Raw genomic sequence first — 19,523 nt, 5'->3', positions numbered from 1 at the left:
ATCGATAACAACTATAAAGACAATCCGGAGACCACTCTGTCATGACTAGCAAGCAGTCGCATTTCCGCTTCCTGTGCACCTTTGTGTACGTCTATTTCTTTGCCCAGGCCATGAGCATGTCGCTGCTGGCCCTGTGGCTGCGCTCCACGCTGCAACTGTCGGGAACCGAAACCGGCATCGTATTTTCCGCCAACTTCATCGCCGCCATGTGCTCGCAGCCGGTGTATGGCTACCTGTCGGACAAGGTCGGCATGCGCAAGCATGTGCTGTGGGCGGTTGGCGTGATGTGCATGCTGTCCGGCCTGTTCCTGGTGTATGTGTACGGCCCCCTGCTCAAGAGCCACATCCTGGCCGGCGCCGCGCTGGGCGGCATCTACCTCGGCATCACCTTCATCGCCGGCAGCTATGCGATCGAGTCCTATGTCGACCGCATCGGCCGCGCCTACGGCTTCGAGTACAGCCGCGTCAGGCTGTGGGGTTCGCTGGGCTTTGCCAGCGCCGCCTTCATGACCGGCCGCCTGTACAACGTCGATCCGCACATCAACTTCATGCTGGCCTCCATGGCCGGCCTGCTGCTGGTGCTGATGCTGGCGTTCTGGCGCCTGCCGGAACATGACACCGTGGCCGCCGCCGGCGCCAAACTGCGTCTGGCCGACGCGCTGGGCCTGCTGCGTGACAAGGCCTTCTGGCGCTTCATGGTGTTCATCCTCAGCGTGACCAACCTGTATCTGGTGTACGACCAGCAGTTTCCCAGCTACTTCGCCTCGCAATTCCCGGACAAGGCCACCGGCGCCGCCATGTTCGGCTACCTGAACTCCTTGCAGATCTTTGTCGAGGCGGCCGGCCTGTTCGTGTCGCCGCTGCTGGTGCGCCGCATCGGCGCCAAGTATGGCCTGCTGCTGGCCGGCTCCATCATGATCTTCCGCATCGCCGGTTCCGGGCTGGCGGTCGGCCCGGTCTCGATTTCGGCCATGAAGATGCTGCACTCGATCGAACTGCCGATACTGGTGGTGTCGGTGTTCCGCTACATCGCCTGCCATTTCGACAACCGCCTGGCCTCCACCGTCTACATGGTCGGCGTCAGCTTCGGCCATTCGCTGGGCCTGGCCCTGCTGTCGCCGCTGGTCGGCAAAGCCTATGACCTGATCGGCTTCAACCACACTTACCTGCTGCTGGCCGCCATCGGCGCGGTGTGCCTGGTACTGTCGGCGTTCGCGCTGTCGCCCACGCCGCCCGAAGTCACCTCCCGCAAGAACGCAGCCGTCGCAACCACCTGAGGATTCTCCATGCAAGCAGCTTTACATCCGGCGCGTCCGGAACCTTTACAGACCGCCGGCCTGCCGCAGGCATGGCGTGAACCGCCGTCGCGCGCACGGCTGGACCAGGCCATCGCCGCCGCGCTGGCCGCCGTGGCGCGCAACGCCGTGCATTTTGGCGAATATTTTCCGAAACCGTCCAGCACCGGCGGCGTCTACCCGGCCATGGACAACACCGAATGGACCAACGGCTTCTGGACCGGCATGCTGTGGCTGGCCTATGAGCTGAGCGGCAAGCCGGAATTCCGCGGCGTGGCCGAAACCCACGTCGCCAGTTTCGACCGGCGCCAGCGCGAGCGCATCGCCACCAATCACCACGACCTCGGTTTCCTGTACAGCCTGTCCTGCGTGGCCGGCCACAAGCTGACCGGCAGCGAACAGGCCCGCACCGCTGCCTTGGGCGCGGCCGAGCTGCTGCTGGAGCGCTATTACCCGGGCGCCGGCATCATCCAGGCCTGGGGCGACCTGAACGACCCGGCCCAGCGCGGCCGCATGATCATCGACTGCAATCTGAATCTGCCGCTGCTGTACTGGGCCAGCGAGACCAGCGGCGACCTGCGCTTCCGCGACGCCGCCAACCGCCACATCGAGCAAGCCGCGCGCCACATCGTGCGCACGGACGGCTCCACCTACCACACCTTCTTCTTCGATGCCGACAACGGCCAGCCGCGCGAAGGCAAGACCCATCAGGGCTACAGCGACGACTCCTGCTGGGCGCGCGGCCAGGCCTGGGGCATCGCCGGCTTCCCGCTGGTGGCGCGCCACAACGGCGACACCCGCCTGCTGGAACTCGGCAAGGTGCTGGCCAACTACTACCTGAACCGCCTGCCGGCCGACGGCATTTGCTACTGGGACCTGATCTTTACCGATGGCCCGGAGGAGCGCGACAGCTCGGCGGCGGCGGTGGCCGCCTGCGGCCTGCTGGAACTGGCCAGCCGTCTGCCGCTGCTCGATCCGCTGCGCGCCGAATACGAACGCGCTGCCGCCGGCATGGTGCTCACCCTGTCCGAACACTACTTCAACCACGACGGCGCGCCTGGCGCCGGCCTGCTGCGCCATGCCGTGTACCACAAGCCGAACCGCATCGGCGTCGACGAATCCTGCATCTGGGGCGACTACTTCTATCTGGAAGCATTGACGCGCCTGAGCCGCATCTGGGAGCCCTACTGGTGAAGCGCCTGCCCCTGACCGCCGCGCTGGCCGCGGCCCTGCTGAGCCAGGCCGCCCTCGCCCCTGCGCAGACGCCGCCACCCGCCAACGCGCCATGGCTCGCCGACCTCGGCGACGGCCGCTACCGCAACCCGGTGCTGCACGCCGACTACGCCGATCCGGACGCCATCCGCGTCGGCGAGCGCTTCTACATGACCGCCTCCAGCTTCGTCAACACGCCCGGCCTGCCGTTGCTGGAATCGCAGGATCTGGTCAACTGGACGCTGGTCGGCCACGCCCTGCCCTCGCTGGTGCCGGCCGCCACCTTCGCCAAGCCACAGTATGGCAAAGGCGTGTGGGCGCCCTGCCTGCGTTATCACAACGGCCGCTTCTACATCTTCTATCCCGATCCCGACTTCGGCATCTACGTCATCGAGGCCGAACAGTTCGGCGGCCCGTGGAGCGCGCCGCGCCTGCTGCTGGCCGGACGCGGCCTGATCGACCCGGCGCCGTTGTGGGATGACGATGGCAACGCCTACCTGCTGCACGCCTGGGCGTTCAGCCGGGCCGGCAGGAACAACGTGGTGACGCTGCGCCGCATGGACGCCGCCGCCACCAAGATGCTGGACGATCAGGGCCGCGACATCATCAACGGCGCCGACTACCCCGGCTATCACACGGTCGAAGGCCCGAAGATCTACAAGGCCAACGGTTATTACTACGTGTTCGCGCCTGCCGGTGGCGTGGAGCAAGGCTGGCAGGCCGTGTTCCGTTCGCGCTCGCTGACCGGGCCATACGAGGTGCGCAACGTGATGGACCAGGGCGACACACCAGTCAACGGCCCGCATCAAGGCGCATGGGTCGATGCGCCGGACGGCAGCAACTGGTTCCTGCACTTCCAGGACAAGGGCGCCTACGGCCGCGTCACCCATTTGCAGCCGATGCAGTGGAAGGACGGCTGGCCGCTGATCGGCCAGCCCGGCCGCAAGCCCGGCACCGGCCAACCGGTGATCACCCACGCCAAGCCGGTGCAAGGCAAGCCGCTGGCCGCGCCGCCGACCAGCGACGATTTCAGCGCCCCGCGACTGGGCCTGCAATGGCAATGGGGCGCGAACGCGCGGCCGGAATGGTATTCGCTGTCGGCCAAACCGGGCGCGCTGCGGCTCTTCACGCAAGCGGTGGAAGACGCCGACGATTATGTGCGCGCCTCGCCGGCCATCCTCACGCAGAAGGCGCCGTCCTCGCGCTTCCTGGTCACCACCCGCGTCAAGCTGGAGCAGGCGCGGGACGGCGACCGCGCCGGCCTGATTTTGAACGGCATGCAGTACGCGTGGCTGGGCTTGCGCCGCAAGGACAAAGTCAACGAACTGGTGATGACGGTGTGCGGCCCGTTCGGCCCGCGCTGCAAGGAACAGTCCACCGTGGTGCTGGCCGACGCGCCTGCCCAGCTGACGCTGCGCGCCCACATGAACGAAGGCGCGTTCGTGAACTTCTCCTACAGCGTTGACGGTGTGACGTTCAAGCCCGCCGGCGGCCCCTTCCCCGTTACGCGTGGCACCTGGGTCGGCACGCAAGTCGGCTTGTTCAGCGCGGGCAAACAGACAGGCTCCTGGCTCGACGTGCAGAACTTTGAACTGACAGCCCCCGGCGTAGGCCCTTACTGAGTTTCCATCCCTGTCCAGCGTACCGGACGCGGCACCATTACCCGGACGGGATCAAACCCGCCCGGTTTTTTTGGCGCTTCGCCTCTGCCAGGCTATCATCGTATAACAACATCGGCGACATGCGGTCCAAGCTCTACCTGCCCGGGGTCCATGCGGTGGATCTTCTTCCCCCCTATATGCACATTGTCCAGTGTAATGCCGCGCACCATGCGCGACTCGTCATAGCCAGCGATCCATGAGGGGCCAAACACACCCTTCCCGGTGAAGGTTATATTCCTGAGCGTGACGTTCTCAATGCCGCCGCCCGGGCTCTCGCTAAAGCGATCGTCACCTATCACGGCAAAATTGAACAGCTTCCCTTCGATCATGTGATCGACACGGATATCGTCGAACAACACCCTGCGTACCACGGTCGAGTTGTTCGCATTGATGGCCATGACTCCCTGGAAGCGCGGTTGCGTTTCATTGATCTCAAGGACGTCAATGTTTCGAAACACGACATCCTCCGTGACCTCGGGCTTATCCTTGTTCCCGAAAAGTCCCATGTACATCGCATGCGCGACATCCGCCCAGCATGTCGAATCGGTGACATGAATACGGCGTACATCGCCGAATAGATCCCAACGGTGGTTGTACAGAGCGAAGCAGTCATCCGAGACCCGCAGAAAAACACGGCTGATGTCGACGTCCTGGCAAGAATAGATATCGATCCCATCGGCCCAAGGCCCCGCGCTGAACGCCTTGACATCCGTAATCGTGATGCCGCTTGATTGCATGCAGCCGACCGAAACGCCAGGGGGATTGATGATGGTCAGCCCCTCTATGCGGATATTGCGGGCATTGCGTATGCCTATTGTCGCGGAGCCGTCGATGTGCGCGTCGGGTGAATTGTCGTGGTCGGCAGCATCAGTCATGCGTACATCCCCCATCGGCCGTTCGATTAATCCGTGGCCCAGGATAGTCACGTCATGCACGCCGTCGAGATCGATCCCCGCTTCAAGAACCGCTTCGGCGTCTATCAGGATAGTTTGCCCTGATTTGAATTTGAACACCTTGCTGCCCGCCGGAGGACGATGAATTCCCGGACCGAACGTCACGATATCAGGGCCATCGACCTTCCGGGCTTGCTCAAGCCCGCCGGCAAAGACATGAAGGTTGTGGTGCTTGTCGCCGTCGAACTCGATCGAAAGATTGGCGGGCTTGTCGAGGGTGAGATAAACCGTATCCCCCTCGATGCGCGGCTTTATATGATGAATCGCCGGACGGACCGCCACTTTCGAGAAGCTTCCGTAGCTTTTTTGAATCGCCAACTCCACTTTTCCCCGGAAATCGAACCGTACCAAGGTGGCGGATTGCGGATTATTCCAGTCAACCTCCACCCGATGTTCAAACAGATTCCGCCACTCGCCGGATGCAACGCGCGCACGCACCACAAAATCGGGATTGCGAAACCTGTCCCGGATGGTATCGCCCGGCGTATACTTCACGCCACGCGGATAGCCGAAGGTCTTGAGTTCGGCGTCGACAGCATGTGCGAGACCATGCGCAAGTGCGGACAGGACTGCCGCGGCGTATATAAGATTCTTGAAAAAGGCAGGCATCATCGGCTTTCCGGCTTTCGTTTAGGGCGGTTGGCGGCGTCAAGCACCAACGACATGGCAGCCGAAAATTTCCGCGGCTGCTCCAGATTCGACACGTGCCCGCAATCCGCAATGGTTACCACCCTTGCATGCGGAAGCAGATCGAGGATAGGGTATCCGTTCCGTTCGCGGTCGCCGCGTATCACCAGCACCGGCATTTTCGGCTTGCGGGCCATGAGCTGGTGCCGGGCGGAACGGCCGAGCAGCAGACGTGGCTCTACATGCAATGGCTGCCAGGCCCGCCACTCATCGATCATACGCCATAGAGGCTGACGCAGCGCCTCGCGCCCGGTGCCGCTTTGGCTTACCAAATCCTCCAGCCACTTCCGCTTGAACGCAGCGATGCCCGCTTTGCGCGTGGCGGCAATGTCCTGCCGCCTTTGGGCCAGCGCTTCAGCTGTCCACGGTTCATCCGGCCCCGGTGCATCGAACAGGTCTCCGCCAGCCATGGTGGCGCTGATGACACGCTCGGGATACTGCGCGATGAAGTCAGTGACGACAAAACCGCCCAGCGATAAACCGACCAGGTGCGCGCGTCCGATCTGCAACGCGTCCATGAGCTGGAGCAGATCGTCGGCATGCTTGAAATCCTCCCCTTCCCGCGGCTCGGTGGAGCGGCCATAGCCGCGCAAGTCGTAGCGAATCACCCGGTGGGTGCGTTCGAAATGCTTTATCTGCGGCTGCCACTGGCGCCGGTCGAAGCTATGGCCGTGCAAAAAGATAATCGGCTCGCCGCTGCCGCTTTCTTCGCAATACAGCCGCGCACCACGCACCGGAAGCACCATGCGCCTGGTGGCGTGATCGACCGCCTCCTCCAGCGCGGCGCGGACCATGGGCGCGTAAATGGTCGATCCGAGGAAGGTGCTGTAACCATCCGCCAGCGCCTTGTCCACGTTGGCCTTGGCGATGACGACACCCCAGACACCGGACTGCCGATCGAGCCAGCTGTAGGCTCCGGCCCAACCGGGGGAAGACATAAGGGTCGGGATGCCGCTGCTGTCCACCTCCTCGCGCCATAGACCCAGACCGTAAATGTCCTTGCGCAGGTCCTGCCGTGCCAGTTCGACGTATTCGCCGCGCCGCACGGCCACATGCCCTACCTGGTCGGCCATCAGACTGCCTACCGCCTGCCGGCCGAGAATGCGCTTGCCTCGATATACACCCTGCTGTGCGATCATCGCCAGAAAACGCGCATAATCCGTCGCTGAGGTGAACAGGCTCCCGCCCAACATCGGACTGAAGCCAGGCTCCGCCGACACCGGCGCGTAGCCGCTGCCGGTCATGCCAAGCGGCCGCGCAATACGCGATTGAAAAATCTCGTCGAATGTCTGGCCCGTTGCTACTTCCGCCATACGCCCGGCAACCTGCATCGCCAGCCCCCCGTATTGAAATACCGTACCCGGTGCTGCGGCAGGCGGCAGATCGAGGATATGGGCAACCGCTTCCTTCAGGCTTTGATAATCGTCGCGTCGCCGGTTCGCGGGCTGGTAATCGGGGTAACCCGCCGTATGTGACAGCAGTTGCCGCAGGGTGGCTTCGCCCTTGATGTCGCTGAACTGCGGGAGGAGTTCACGCACACGGTCATCCCACGCCAGCTTCCCTTCATCCACCACGCAGGCGATGGCGGCAGCGGCGGTCCACTTGCCTGTGGACGCGACGTGCAGGCTGACATCCGGGCCGCCATTGCCGAAATATGCAGTATGCAAGGCTTGTTCGCCGCGGCCGACGATCAAGCCCATGCCATCGAAATACCCAAGCGCCACCCGTTCGCGCAGACGATCGTCCAGCCATGAAAAATCGGGGGCGGCCGCCAATGTCCTGGCGGTTGAGCGGCCCGGGCCGGCAACAGACAGGCCAACCACAGCCAGTGAGAGGAACTGACGTCGATACATCTCCCATCCCTTATTTGTAAGAAAAAATACACTCCGCGCCCGAAGGCGTGGAGTGTCAAAGCTCTGAGAATAGGAGATGATCTCAGAATGTGTAACGGGCCTGCACACCGATGCGCTTATTCAGCGGCAGATAATTCATCTGGTTGTGCGAGGTGCCGTAATACTGCTCGCTGTGCGCTCCGAGGATATTTACCCCGTCTAGTACCACAGACAGCTGTTTGGTAAAGTCATAACCCAGCGAAAAGTCCAGGGTGCCCATGGCTTTTGCGAAGATCGGCACGCCTTGCGCGCCGGACGAACTGGTCGACACGACGAAGCCACTCCGGTAGTTATAGGCCAGACGCGCCTTCACCCGGCCCCGCTCGTACATGCCCACCAGGTTGTAGCTGTTCTTGGACAGGCCTTGCAGCGGCACCGTCTGGCCCTCAACGGCGGACGGCGCCTTCGAATCCACATAGGTGTAGTTGGTCTGTATTCCCAATCCGTTGAAGGGTTGTGGAAGGCGGTCGAAGAACTGCTGATATCCAATCTCCAGCCCCTTGATCTTGGACGTCCCGGCGGATCTGTATGTGGAGACGTTATAGGTCTCTCCATTGATCACGCGTTGTTCGGCGACTGTTTGAACGAAGCCGTCGACAGTCTTGCCGAACACCCCCAGGTACGCCAGGCCATTGGCGCCGAAGTAGTGCTCCAGCGAGAGGTCGTAGTTGGTCGACTTGTACGGCTGCAGCGCGGGGTTGCCGGCGCGGGCATCGTGCTGTACCTGGTTCGTGATACTGACAGCCGTCCCCAGGTAGGCGAAGTTCACCTGCCCCAAGGTGCGGGATGCGGCAAGACGTAGCGCCAGGTCGTCGCGCAGCGCGACGTTCGCATTAAACGATGGCAGCAGGTCATGACGTTTCGAATCGCTGGTCTGCAACACCTGCGTGCCGGAGACATCCGCGCCATACGACTCGCCATGCAGCCTGGTTTCGATATAGCGCACACCGACGTTGCCGGTGACCGGCAAGCTTGCAACGGCCGTCTCATAGTTGAGCTTCACGTATGCGGCCATCGTCTTTTCATTGTTGAGCTGATCCTGGTCGGGCGTGTTGGTTTCGCCGGCCGGCAATCCGTACAGTGCCCGGAGCGCGGCTTGCTGGCGTACCGCGGCGCTTGTGTAAGTCCAGTAGGCGCCAACGTCACGGGATTCCGCTCCAGGCACCTGCCGCAGCAGGCCCGGATCAACCCCGGCCAGTGTCCGGCTGCTGTTGCAGCCGTCTATGCAATAGAAATTCACGAAGCCGAAAGAATGGCGGGTGTAGTCGTTTACGCGCAGGCCGAAGTCCACCGAACGCAGGAAGCTGTCGTCGAATTTGTAGTTGGCATCCACCGTTGACGCGGTATTGCGCTGGGTGCCGTCGAGATGGATTGCCAGCAGGTAGTTCGGATGATAGACGGCCGGATCACTCAGGTCGACGCCGGACACCGCGACGTGCGAGGCCGAGCCGTCATTCATGGTCAGCGTCATGTTCGGTACGCTGGCGTTGATACCCCACTCATACAGGGTGTTGACCACCGAGGTTTCATTGTGCGCCACACGGGCTTTGACCGTGAGCGGGCCGCCGTTGCTCCATCTGCCGCCGATGTCGAAGAGTTTGGACTTGCGGTGCTCGTCTCCGATCACGGACGTATCCGTCAGCGAGTTGCCGGTGAACGTACCCGTTTTCAGGTTGTCGCTGCCGTCACTGTTCTTGTCGCCCCAAAGCGTGTATGCGGCGCCAGGCGTGCCTGTGTAGAAGCGCGCCGTCTGGAAATTGTCGCGCTCCAGATAGTCAATGCCGACATAGTTGGCGTTCAGGGCGAGATCCTGGCTGGGGCGCCACTGGTAGGAACCAATGATGACGTCGCGCTTGCGGTCGCCATGATGGCCATTGCCGGTAAAGATGCCGATCGGGTAGGTCACGGTCTTGCCTGAACCGGCATAGTTCGCGCCGGCCTGCGTGCGTTGCACTTCGTCTTCCGCGATGCCGAAAGCGCTTTCAGTATGGGCGACGTTCAACAGCACGCCCATCTCGCCGACGCCGGACTGCCACCGTGTGCCGCCCAGCGCGGAAAACTGCCCCTTGACCTGGCTGCCGAAACCTGGCGCCATCAGGAAGTCGGTCGCCTTGGCGGATACCGTGGCGGTGGTTCCCTTGAAGTCGAAAGGCTGACGTGTACGCACGTTGACATAACCGCCCAGGCCGCCTTCGATTTCATTGGCCGACGAACTCTTGGCCACCTCGATCCCAGCCAGCACCTCGGCCGGCAAATCCTCCAAACCAAAGTTGCGGCCATTGTATTCGCCGCCGGCGCCGAACACTTCCAGGCCGTTCAGCACGATCTTGGTCTGCGCCAAACCGCGGATGGCGATGCTGGCGCCCTCCTCCTTATAGCGTTGCAGCTGCACGCCCGAGATGCGCTGGGCGGCTTCGGCAATATTCTGGTCCGGCAGTTTGCCGATGTCTTCCGCCACGATGGAGTCCGAGATCGCATCATTGTCGCGTTTCTTGTTGCGGGCGCTCTGGAGGCTGGCGCGCAGGCCCGTCACCACAACCACCGCGGACTCGTCCGGCCTGGCGGCAGCGCCGTCAGGCGCCGCCGCAGTATCGCCGCTTGTCTGCGCGTATGACGCGCCGGCGCCGCCGAGGGCCAGCATCACAGCGCAGCAGGTGGCACGCCGTTGCAATGGAACTGTTGCTATCATTTTGTTTTCCCGTATTGAATCATTCGCTTTGTCTCCGATTTGCGGACGGGCCGTCGACAAAATAAAAACGGCGCCGCTCGTGTTCACCCGATGGGTGAGGCTAGTTCCGGACAACAGCTTTTCCAGCGCTTCGGAGACAGTCAGAGTTCCACGGACTTCCTGGGTCTGAATTCCTTCAAGATTCTCCCCGGACGCCAGGACATTGATGGCCGCCTGTTTTGCGAACTCGGTAATTGAGCGCACGGCAGGTCCGGCAGCAATGCTGAATTGTTTGCGTGTCTCCTGGGCGTGGGTTGTCTGGGAAACGGCGACTATGCTCAAGCCCAGAACAACGGCGGCCACTCTACCGCAATGATGTGTCTCCATCATGCGCATCTCCTCTTGGACTAGCTTCTATTTTTCAGAGCTATCCTGCTCTGTTATCGATAACGACGGACAGCCAGCTTATTTCCTACGGGTTCAACAGCGTTTTTGCGTTTTTTTGTTTCGCCGGTCAAGCACGGCTCGCGTCACCGATCATGATGTTTTCCGCAGTGACCTTGAACGGCACGTCCAGAAAGGCGCTCACATCTTGTGCGAACAATTCAGGGGCATCAATCTGGTATTGGCCTACCAGCTTCTTATTCATGAGATTGGGATCAACGATGATGATTTTCTTCAGGCTGTAGCGGTTGAAGTCCGCCACCGCTTCGCTCAGCGTTTGATTATTGAAGACCAATTTACCTTCCCTCCAGGCGAGCTTGCGCTCCACTTCCTTGGGTTGCCGGTCAACCGAAATATTGGAAGCGAAATCGGCGACGTAGGCACGCTCTCCCGCTTTCAGCAGACGCTTCCGGGCCGTTCCTTCGTTACTCCAGATTTCCACGGTCCCTTCGGTGACCAGCACCTCCGCACCATTGCGGTAACGCCGGACACCGAAAGCCGTGCCGACGGCGCGTACTCTCACTTCGCCGGCTTCGACGATGAAGGGCTTGGCCTTGTCTTTCGCGACCTCCACCCACACCTCCCCGGTTTTCAGGACGACCTGGCGCTTTTGCCGCGTCATTCGGACTTCGACATGGCTGCCGCTATTAATGTCCGCCACCGATCTATCCTCAAGAGGCACTTTGCGGAATTCCCCTTTTGCGGTCGTCAGCACAGTCTTATCGGAGAACGTGGGGATCAGCCGCGCCAGGGCGAGCGCAGCGACGCCGGCGGTGACACCGCCAAACGCCAGAAATGCACGTCTGTCCGGAGCCGGAATCCAGGGCGTAACGGACAGTTCCTCCTTGAGGCGCTGACGCGCCGGACGGAGGCTCTCCTGCATCGTTGCCCGGTCAAGCGCCAGGTTGATCGCGCGCGCGCGCAGGTATGCCCCTTGATGGCGGATATCGCCGGCCAGCCATGCATCCAGGGCCTGGAGTTCAGATTTATCCAGAGCACGGCTGGATTGATGTATCACCCACGCCAGGGCTTCTTGATCAATCGTTGACATGGCGCTTCTTCGCGGCGATTTTGCTTTTCCCGGCTCTCTGCGGGACATCGTGGACACCGATGCGGGCGATCATCTCCGAGATGAGCGACATGCCTCTCATGGTTTCCTTCTCAACGATGCCTTCCGTGACGTTCAATGTCGCCGCGGTTTCCTGCTGCGAGAGACCATAGATGCGCCGGGCCGTGAACACTTCCTTGCAGCGGTCAGGCAGGTTGGCAATCAGGCCTATGACCCAGCGCAATTCGGCGCGCGCGAGAGCGACCCTTTCGGGGGATGCCGTGGCATCGGCGACCTCCAGCTCCTCCAGGTTGGCCATGGACTCGATGCTCACAACCGCATCGCGCCGCATGCGGTCGATCACGATGTTTCGCGCCGTCCGGACCAGAAAGCCTTTCGGTTCACGGACGTGGTTCACATCGGATAGCTGGAGGATTTTGTAGTAAGTCTCCTGGATCACATCGTCAATTTCCGCAGGTCCGCTGCAGACCCGGCGAAGTATCTTTCGAAGTTCGGCTTCGAAAGGCAGGAAATTCGAGGTTACCCATTCGACGATGTCGTCTTCCATAAGCATGCTCTCACGTGGCGTCTAAATAGTATGACGAACGACGAGATATTTTCCTACCCGGGCCGCCGGTTTATATCAACAGCAGGCCTTGCAGCGACGAGATGCGCTGCGGGGCCGACCAGCTGTCCACCAGTCGGCCAGTCGTGTCGAATTGCAGCAACTGCGCGCCTTTGTGGCCGTTGTCCGGGCCGTGGCCTTGCCAGTTCGCCACCAGCAGTTGCCCGTCCGGCAGGAAGCCGTAGGTGGCGTAGAAGAATGGCGCCACAGTTGCAGGCACCTCGCCGGCCGCGCCGAAGCGCCGCACCAGCGCGCCCTCCCCGTCAAATACCGCCATGAAGGCGCCGTAGCCAGCCGACACGATGGTCGAGCCGTCCGCCAGGCGTTCGGCCTTCCAGGCGTGCTCGAAACCCGGCGCGCTGAAACGGCGCAGCTCCACCAACTCCGGCGTGGTTTCCTTGATGTGATCGTTGGTGCACAGCAGATAGGTGCCTTGCGACGTCACGCGCATCAGGCGCACGTAGTCGCCTTCGCGGAAGGCCGTGTGCAGCAGCTTGCCCTGGGGGTCCAGCGTCAGCACGTTGACGCCGTTGCGGCCATCGAGGTTCATGCCGGTGACCAGCGTGCAGCCATCGGCGCGGCGATGCGCGGCCGTCACCTCTTTCCACTGACGGCAATCGGTCAGCACGCGGCCGCTGCGCCAGTCCAGTTCAAAGAAGCCATGATCGTAGCCGACCAGCACACGCTCATCGTCCAGGCGCTGCATGTCGCGCGCCAGCGGGTAATCCTTCAGGTCCAGCGTCCAGGCAAAGTCCTGGCTGCCGGTGTCGATCAGGTGCAATTGCTGCGTGCCTTCGTCGATGCCAAGGAAGCGTAATTTCATATTTCTCTTTCACTCATAAAAAAACCGCAATCCAGGCGGCGTGCCCGGATTGCGGCCGTGGCGGCAAGTCTTACTTGCCAAATTTGTAGCGCAGGCCCAAGGCGAAGGTACGGCCGTTCAAGTAGTGCTGGCGCTCGACATTGGTGGCGTAGGCGCCCGGTTCGCCCACGTAGCGGTCCAGGCCCTTGTTGGTGAGGTTGCCCAGGTTCACGCTCAGCGTCAGGTTGCTCATGATGTCGTAGTTGAGCGAGGCGTCCACAATGCCGTAGGAACGGATGTAGCGGCCATCGATCGGGCTGGGCGACACGCCGAACAGCACCTGGTCCGAGCGCCAGGTGTAGGCCAGGCGCGCGGAGAAGCCTTTGGCCTCGTACATGCCGGTCACGGTGTAGCTGTTCTTCGACACCATCGGCTGCTGGGTATCGATGACGCGTGGCGCGGTAACGCTGCCGATGTTGATCGGGTTGGAGGTGTCAACGTAGGTGTACGAGGCCGAGCCGCCGAAGTTCTGCAACCAGCCCGCGTCCTTGTCGAAGAAGTACTGGCCCGCCACTTCGATACCGCGCGCGTAGCCATCCTGCGCGTTCACCGACTTGGTGATCTGGTACTGGCCAACCGGGCAGCTGTTGGCGATGCTGCCGCTGTAGGCCGGCGCCAGCGCCACCGTCTGGCATTCCGTGATACCGCTCAGGAAGCCCTTGATCTGCTTGTCGAACAGGCCGGCCGAGACATAGTTGGTGGCGTTGAAATAACGCTCCAGCGACAGGTCGAAGCTGTTGGCCAGTTGCGGACGCAGGTCGGGATTGCCCGCCGAGCCGGTGCCGTTGACGGTGTTGACCGAGATCGACGGATTCAGCGAGCTGATGTCCGGGCGGGTCAGGCCACGACCATAGCCGAAGCGCGCCAGGAAGTCTTTCTGGATGTTGTAGGTCAGGTTAAAGGTCGGCAACGCGTTGGTGTACGAGGTCGACTTGATGTTTTCGGCGATCACCACGGCGCCGCTGGTGATGTTGGCCACGCGTGCGGTCACGTCGGTATTGGTGCGCACCAGGCGCACGCCGACATTGCCGCGCAGGCGCTCGTCCTCGGTGGCAAACTCCCCCACCAGGTAGCCGGCCAGCGTGTGTTCGTTGAACACGCGGCGCGCCAGCGGATTTTCCGGATAGCTGCCCTCGGCTGGAATGCTGGCGTTCGGAAAGGCGGTCATGATGCGGTTGCCGTCCAGCGCGGTCGGGGCCGCCACCAGGTAGCCGCCCGCGTAGCCGGCGTCGCCGTTCATGAAGTTGGTCGGTGCGGTTTCCAGCAGGCCGGTCATGGTGCTGGCGCTGATGCCGTTGGAACGATTGATCGCCAGCGCCTTGCCGTCGCTGGTCAATGGCTTGCCGGCGAAGCTGAAGTTGGTGAACAGGCTCTTCTGGTGCGCCGCGCGCGCGCCAAACTTGATCTTGGTAAGGAAACCGCCATCCGGCGAGTACGCCGCATCCAGCCTGGCCGCGTAGCCATTGTCATCCCATTTCTGGTAGGTGCCGTTGCTGTAGTCGCGGAACACGAAGTTGTTCGGGTCGGACAGGCTCGGGCCGTTGAAGGTCAGCTGGTGCGGCGCGCCGTCGGCCACGCGGTTGGTGCTCCAGTACAGGCCATTGGCCGAATCCAGGTTGACCGAGCGGTTATCCTGCGTCTGGTCCGCCTTGATGTAGGAGAAGTCGCCTTTCAGCGCCCACGCCGCGCTCGGGCTCCATTCCACGCCGGCCGCCGCGATCCAGGTGGTGTACGGACGATGCTCCTCGCCGCCGACCGTATTGATGGTCGAATTCAGGAAGGTGCCGCTGCGCAGGCGCTGGTTGACCAGCACATCGTTGCTGCCGCCGTTCAGATTGCGGTTGGCCATGCCCTCGGTGAAGGCGAACGGCGTGGTTTGCAGGTTCTGCACATTGCCGCCATCGATGGAGTTCAGGCCGCGATAGTTCTGGTAGTACTGGTAGTAGGTGTACTCGCCTTCGGTGTAGAAACGCAGCGTGTTGCTGTGGCGGTAGTCGGCCGCCAGGCTCAGGCCCTTGCGGGTGCGGTAGATGGTTTCCTGGAATGCATTGCTGGTCAGGCCGGGCGCCACCATCACGTTGGCGGCCTGCTCGGCGGTGAGGCCGCTCAGGTTGGGCAGGTTCTGCAGGAAGGACACGTCATTACGGCCGACATAAGCCGCCATCGGCTGGTTGGGGCTGTTGGCGGTATTGGCCGCCGCCAGCGTGGCGTACTCGGCGCTGTCGCCGCGAATCGCGCGCTTGAAGTTGGCGCCGCCGTTGGCCGGGTTGTTGTCGGAACGGCCGGTGCTCTTCTGGTACACGCCGGCCGCCATCACGCCGATGCGCGAGCCGCCGCCCAGGTCGAACTTGTTGGCCACCAGGCCGAACAGTTCCGGATCGGTCTTCTTGGCCATGTCGTTCTGGCGCGCGTTCACGCTCAGCGTGGCGGTCAGCTCCTTGAAATCGCTTGGCTTGCGGGTGCGGATGTTGACCAGGCCGCCGATGGCGCCTTCGATGTGTTCGGCCGATGGATTCTTGAACACGTCGATGCCGGCCACCATGCCGGGAATCGCGCCTTCGATATTGTATTCACGGGCGCCGGCGGTAAAGTACGAACGGCCGTTCACTTGCGAGGCGGTCTGGCCGGACAGGCCGCGGATGGTCAGGCCCGAGCCCTGGCCAACCGGCGACGCGCCTTCGCCGCCGTAGCGGTAGCCCTGCACACCCGGCACGCGGGTCAGGGTTTCGGCGACGTTCATGTCGGGCAGCTTGCCGATGTCTTCGGCGGAAATCGAATCCACCACTTCCATCGTGTCGCGTTTGATCGCCACCGCCGAACTGGCGCTGGCGCGGATGCCGCTCACCACCACGGTGGTGCCGGCATCCTGGCTTGGGGTTTGTGCAAAAGCCTGGCTGACAGCCAGAGCCATGGCGCTGAGTTGGATAGTGTTGAACAGGGCCTTACGCATAGCTTCATCTCCTATTTTTTCTAATAATAATAACTACTTGCTGCATTAGTTATCGATAACAAAACCAGTTAAAAACGATCAAGTTATCGATAACTTTTTTAGACATCATAATCAAGCGGATCAGCAGGGTCAACCACTTCTTTGCTGATATCCGCTTGTGTGGGAATCCAGCAACTCGCCTTACGGCGCGATGCTGAAACGGTAGCTTGCCGCTTGCAATGGGATGCGGTACTGCACGTGCGGACGACCATCCAGGCTCCAGCCGGTATCACCGCCGACGCCGGCTTGCGCCATGTCGATCAGCAGGCTGCCGTCGCCGTGCGGGGCGATCTCGGAGCTCTTCCACGTACCGCGCGGACGCAGATACAAGTCCTCGTACGGGAACGGCAGCGCGTTGAAGGCGAATGGCACGTCGGAACTGACCTTCAAGGCGCCCGACAAGGCCAGCCAGCGCACGTCGGTCTTGTTGCCGCTTTCCTGCGGGCGGATGTAGCTGTGATACTGGTCGGCCAGCGCCCCCGCATACAGGCCCAGCGCGGCGCCGGTCTTGCGGTCGACGTAGGATTCATGCGGACCGCGGCCGTACCATTGCAGTTGATTCAGGCTGGCCGGCATGTCGAAGCGCAGGCCGAGGCGCAGCGGATCGGGCAAATCGTCGCGCAGCGGCGTGAAGCTGGCTTGCACATCCAGCGTGCCATCGGCGCGCATGCGGAACACGTTCTCCCAGTGCGCCGCGCCGGCGCCAAAGCTGAACAGCACTTTGATGCTGTCGCCCTCCACCGCCACCGAGCGCACCTTGCGCTGCGCGGTAAAGGTCTGCCAGACCTTATGCGTCTTGTCCACGCCGGCGCCTTCGTCGTTGTCGGTCAGGCCGCGCCAGAAATTCGGGCTGCCGCCTTTCAGCAACACTTTGCCATCGATGCTGTAGTTCACCAGCCCGCTGGCCGGATCGAGCGCCAGCAAGGCCTTGCCGGCGCGCAGTTGATATCCTTGCGGCGCCACCCAAGCAGCCTTTTGCGCGGCGGCGGCCGGCGACGCCAGCACAAACTGCGACCAGCCGGCCTGCCCTTCCGTACCGGCGGCGCTGACGGTCAGCACCAGCTCGCCCGAACCCGCCTTGGCCACGGCGTCCGCCACGGCAGGCGGCAAGGCCAGTTGCTGGCGGCCGCCGGCCGGCGCATTGGCCGCTGGCAGCGTACCAGCGGCGATCTGCACGCCATCGCGCTCCAGCTTCCACGCCAGCGACAAGTGCGACAAATCGCGGAAATCGTAGCGGTTGACGACCTCGATCTTGCCGCTGCGGGCGTCGCCTTCGAATACCACCGGCGAGTACACCTTCTGCAATTCGTAGTATTCCGGGTCCGGCGTGCGGTCGGAACGCAGCACGCCGTCGCCCACCACGCTGTTGTCGCCGCGCTTGGGATTCAGGTCGAAGCCGGAGGCCCAGTAGGTGCGGCCCTTCTCATCCTTGGCGAACACGCTCTGGTCCACCCAGTCCCACACAAAGCCGCCTTGCAGCTTGCGGTGGGCGCGGATCACCCGCCAGTAGTCCTCAAGATTGCCCAGCGAATTACCCATGGCGTGCGCGTACTCGCACTGGATCATGGGCTGCTTGTAGGCCGGGTCTTGCGCGTAGTCGGCCATCTTTTCGATATCGTCGTACATGGGGGCGTAGATATCGACATAGGCGTTGGGCAGGTGCTCCTCGCCGATGGTGCCGTGGCCCAGGTAGCTGATCAGGCGGGTCGGATCGGCCTTGCGTATCCAGGCGGCGGCCTGCTCGAAGTTGGGGCCTGTGCCGGCCTCGTTCCCCAGCGACCAGAAGATGACGGATGGCGAGTTCTTGTCGCGCTCCACCATGCGCGAGACGCGGTCGAGGTGGGCGGCCAGCCAGTGCGGCTTGTAGCCCAGCTGGATCGCGGCGCGCTTCTCCGGCGTCGGCGCCTGGTCGCCCAGCTGCATATAGCCGTGCGATTCGATATTCGCCTCATCCATGATGTACAGACCGTACTCGTCGGCCAGATCGTACCAGCGCGGATCGTTGGGGTAATGCGAGGTGCGCACGGCGTTGACGTGGGCGCGCTTCATCAATTCGATATCCTTGCGCATGCTCTCCATCGACATTACGCGGTAGGTATGCGGATCGTGCTCGTGGCGGTTCACGCCCTTGATCATGATGCGCTTGCCGTTGACGCGCACTTCGCCATTGGCGATTTCCACCGTGCGGAAGCCGATCTTGCGCGCCGTGGCGGAAATCAGCTGGCCACGGGCGTCCTTCACTTCCACCATCAGCGTGTAGAGATTGGGCGTCTCGGCCGACCAGGCCCTGACGTTGGCGACCGCGCCGCGCAGCACGGCCTTGCGGTCCGCCCCCGGGGCGGCGCTGGCTTGCAGCACTTCCTTGTCGCCGTCCAGCACGCGTGCCGACACCGTGACATCGGCCGGCTTGCCGGCGATTTCCGCCGCCAGCTCAAAGCGGCCGTCGTGCGACGCCGTCACCTTGTAATCGCGCAGGCGGGTCTTGTTCTCGGCATACACGAACACGCTGCGCTCGATGCCGTTGACGCGCCAGAAGTCCTGGTCTTCCAGATACGAACCATCGGCCCAGCGATAGACTTCGATCGCAATCGTATTGCGGCCGGCATGCACATAAGGCGTGAGGTTGAATTCGGACGGCAGCTTGGAATCTTCCGAGTAGCCCACCTTGCGGCCATTCACCCACACGTAATAAGCCGCGCCGGCGGCACCGATTTGCAGGAACACGTCGCGCTCCTTCCAGCTGGCCGGCAGGTTGAAATCGCGGCGGTAGGAACCGACCTCGTTCAGCTCATGCGGAATCAGCGGCTCGTTGGCCGGGAAAGGATAGACGATGTTGGTGAAGATCGGCTTGCCGTAGCCCTGCGTTTGCAGCATGCCGGGCACCTGGATGCTGCCCCATTTGCTGACGTCGTAGCCGGTCTGGTAGAAGTTCTTCGGTCGCGCTTCCGGCGTCGGCGAATAGGCGAACGACCAGGTGCCATCCAGCGATACAAAGTTGGCAGAGGCGGAGCGCTCGCCGGCCAGCGCCTTGTCGCGCGATTCAAAATTGAAGAAGGTGGCCCGCATCGGCTCGCGGTTGACCGCCACCACTTCGGGTTGCTCCCATTCGGCGCGCACCGGCTGCGCCGCCATCGCAGGGGCGGCAAACGCCACCAGCACGGCCATCATCATTTTATGCATGCTTACA

General features: G+C 62.4%; 11 protein-coding genes. 3 read left to right on the top strand and 8 right to left on the bottom strand.

All coding sequences use genetic code 11. The features are described from left to right. Nucleotides 1–41: 41 nt before the first annotated feature. Genes GM676_RS00475 through GM676_RS00465 form a run of 3 tightly spaced genes read left to right on the top strand, consistent with a single transcriptional unit; the run spans nucleotide 42 to nucleotide 4,129 of the window. Complete coding sequence (locus GM676_RS00475) at nucleotides 42–1,277, top strand: oligosaccharide MFS transporter (RefSeq protein WP_155461419.1); 1,236 nt, start codon at nucleotides 42–44, stop codon at nucleotides 1,275–1,277. Nucleotides 1,278–1,286: 9 nt separating this feature from the next. Further along, nucleotides 1,287–2,489 (top strand): glycoside hydrolase family 88 protein, encoded by a 1,203-nt coding sequence (locus GM676_RS00470; protein WP_155461418.1) that lies wholly within the window; start codon nucleotides 1,287–1,289, stop codon nucleotides 2,487–2,489. After that, nucleotides 2,486–4,129 (top strand): glycoside hydrolase family 43 protein, encoded by a 1,644-nt coding sequence (locus GM676_RS00465; protein ID WP_371866046.1) that lies wholly within the window; start codon nucleotides 2,486–2,488, stop codon nucleotides 4,127–4,129. The genes GM676_RS00470 and GM676_RS00465 overlap by 4 nt, the downstream gene beginning before the upstream one ends. Before the next feature lie 95 nt (nucleotides 4,130–4,224). On the opposite strand, the gene GM676_RS00460 is transcribed toward GM676_RS00465, so the two are convergent. From GM676_RS00460 to GM676_RS00425, 8 genes are all read right to left on the bottom strand, one after another. Further along, nucleotides 4,225–5,733 carry a glycosyl hydrolase family 28 protein gene (locus GM676_RS00460; RefSeq protein WP_155461417.1) on the bottom strand — a complete coding sequence of 503 codons (1,509 nt, stop codon included), beginning with the start codon at nucleotides 5,731–5,733 and terminating at the stop codon, nucleotides 4,225–4,227. Continuing rightward, on the bottom strand, nucleotides 5,730–7,661 hold the full coding sequence (locus tag GM676_RS00455; protein ID WP_155461416.1) for an alpha/beta fold hydrolase: 1,932 nt from the start codon (nucleotides 7,659–7,661) through the stop codon (nucleotides 5,730–5,732). The genes GM676_RS00460 and GM676_RS00455 overlap by 4 nt, the downstream gene beginning before the upstream one ends. Nucleotides 7,662–7,743: 82 nt before the next feature. After that, a complete protein-coding gene (locus GM676_RS00450) occupies nucleotides 7,744–10,758 on the bottom strand; it encodes a TonB-dependent receptor (protein WP_170304180.1) in 3,015 nt (1,004 codons plus the stop codon). Between the two features lie 124 nt (nucleotides 10,759–10,882). Continuing rightward, on the bottom strand, nucleotides 10,883–11,863 hold the full coding sequence (locus GM676_RS00445) for a FecR family protein (protein WP_155461414.1): 981 nt from the start codon (nucleotides 11,861–11,863) through the stop codon (nucleotides 10,883–10,885). Beyond that, nucleotides 11,850–12,428, bottom strand: coding sequence for an RNA polymerase sigma factor (locus tag GM676_RS00440; RefSeq protein WP_155461413.1), 579 nt, complete (start codon nucleotides 12,426–12,428; stop codon nucleotides 11,850–11,852). The genes GM676_RS00445 and GM676_RS00440 overlap by 14 nt, the downstream gene beginning before the upstream one ends. Before the next feature lie 70 nt (nucleotides 12,429–12,498). Beyond that, nucleotides 12,499–13,308: a hypothetical protein gene (locus tag GM676_RS00435; RefSeq protein ID WP_155461412.1), complete on the bottom strand. Its 810-nt coding sequence runs from the start codon at nucleotides 13,306–13,308 to the stop codon at nucleotides 12,499–12,501. Nucleotides 13,309–13,378: 70 nt separating this feature from the next. After that, entirely contained in the window at nucleotides 13,379–16,297 is a 2,919-nt protein-coding gene (locus GM676_RS00430) for a TonB-dependent receptor (protein WP_155461411.1), read from the bottom strand. A gap of 180 nt (nucleotides 16,298–16,477) precedes the next feature. Then, nucleotides 16,478–19,516 (bottom strand): glycoside hydrolase family 2 TIM barrel-domain containing protein, encoded by a 3,039-nt coding sequence (locus GM676_RS00425; protein ID WP_155461410.1) that lies wholly within the window; start codon nucleotides 19,514–19,516, stop codon nucleotides 16,478–16,480. Nucleotides 19,517–19,523: the final 7 nt, after the last annotated feature.

This window comes from Duganella radicis, assembly GCF_009720825.1.
Taxonomy (GTDB): Bacteria; Pseudomonadota; Gammaproteobacteria; order Burkholderiales; family Burkholderiaceae_D; genus Rugamonas; species Rugamonas radicis.
The sequence above is the reverse complement of the archived record's forward strand: the minus strand, read 5'-3'. Positions and strand labels throughout refer to the sequence as shown.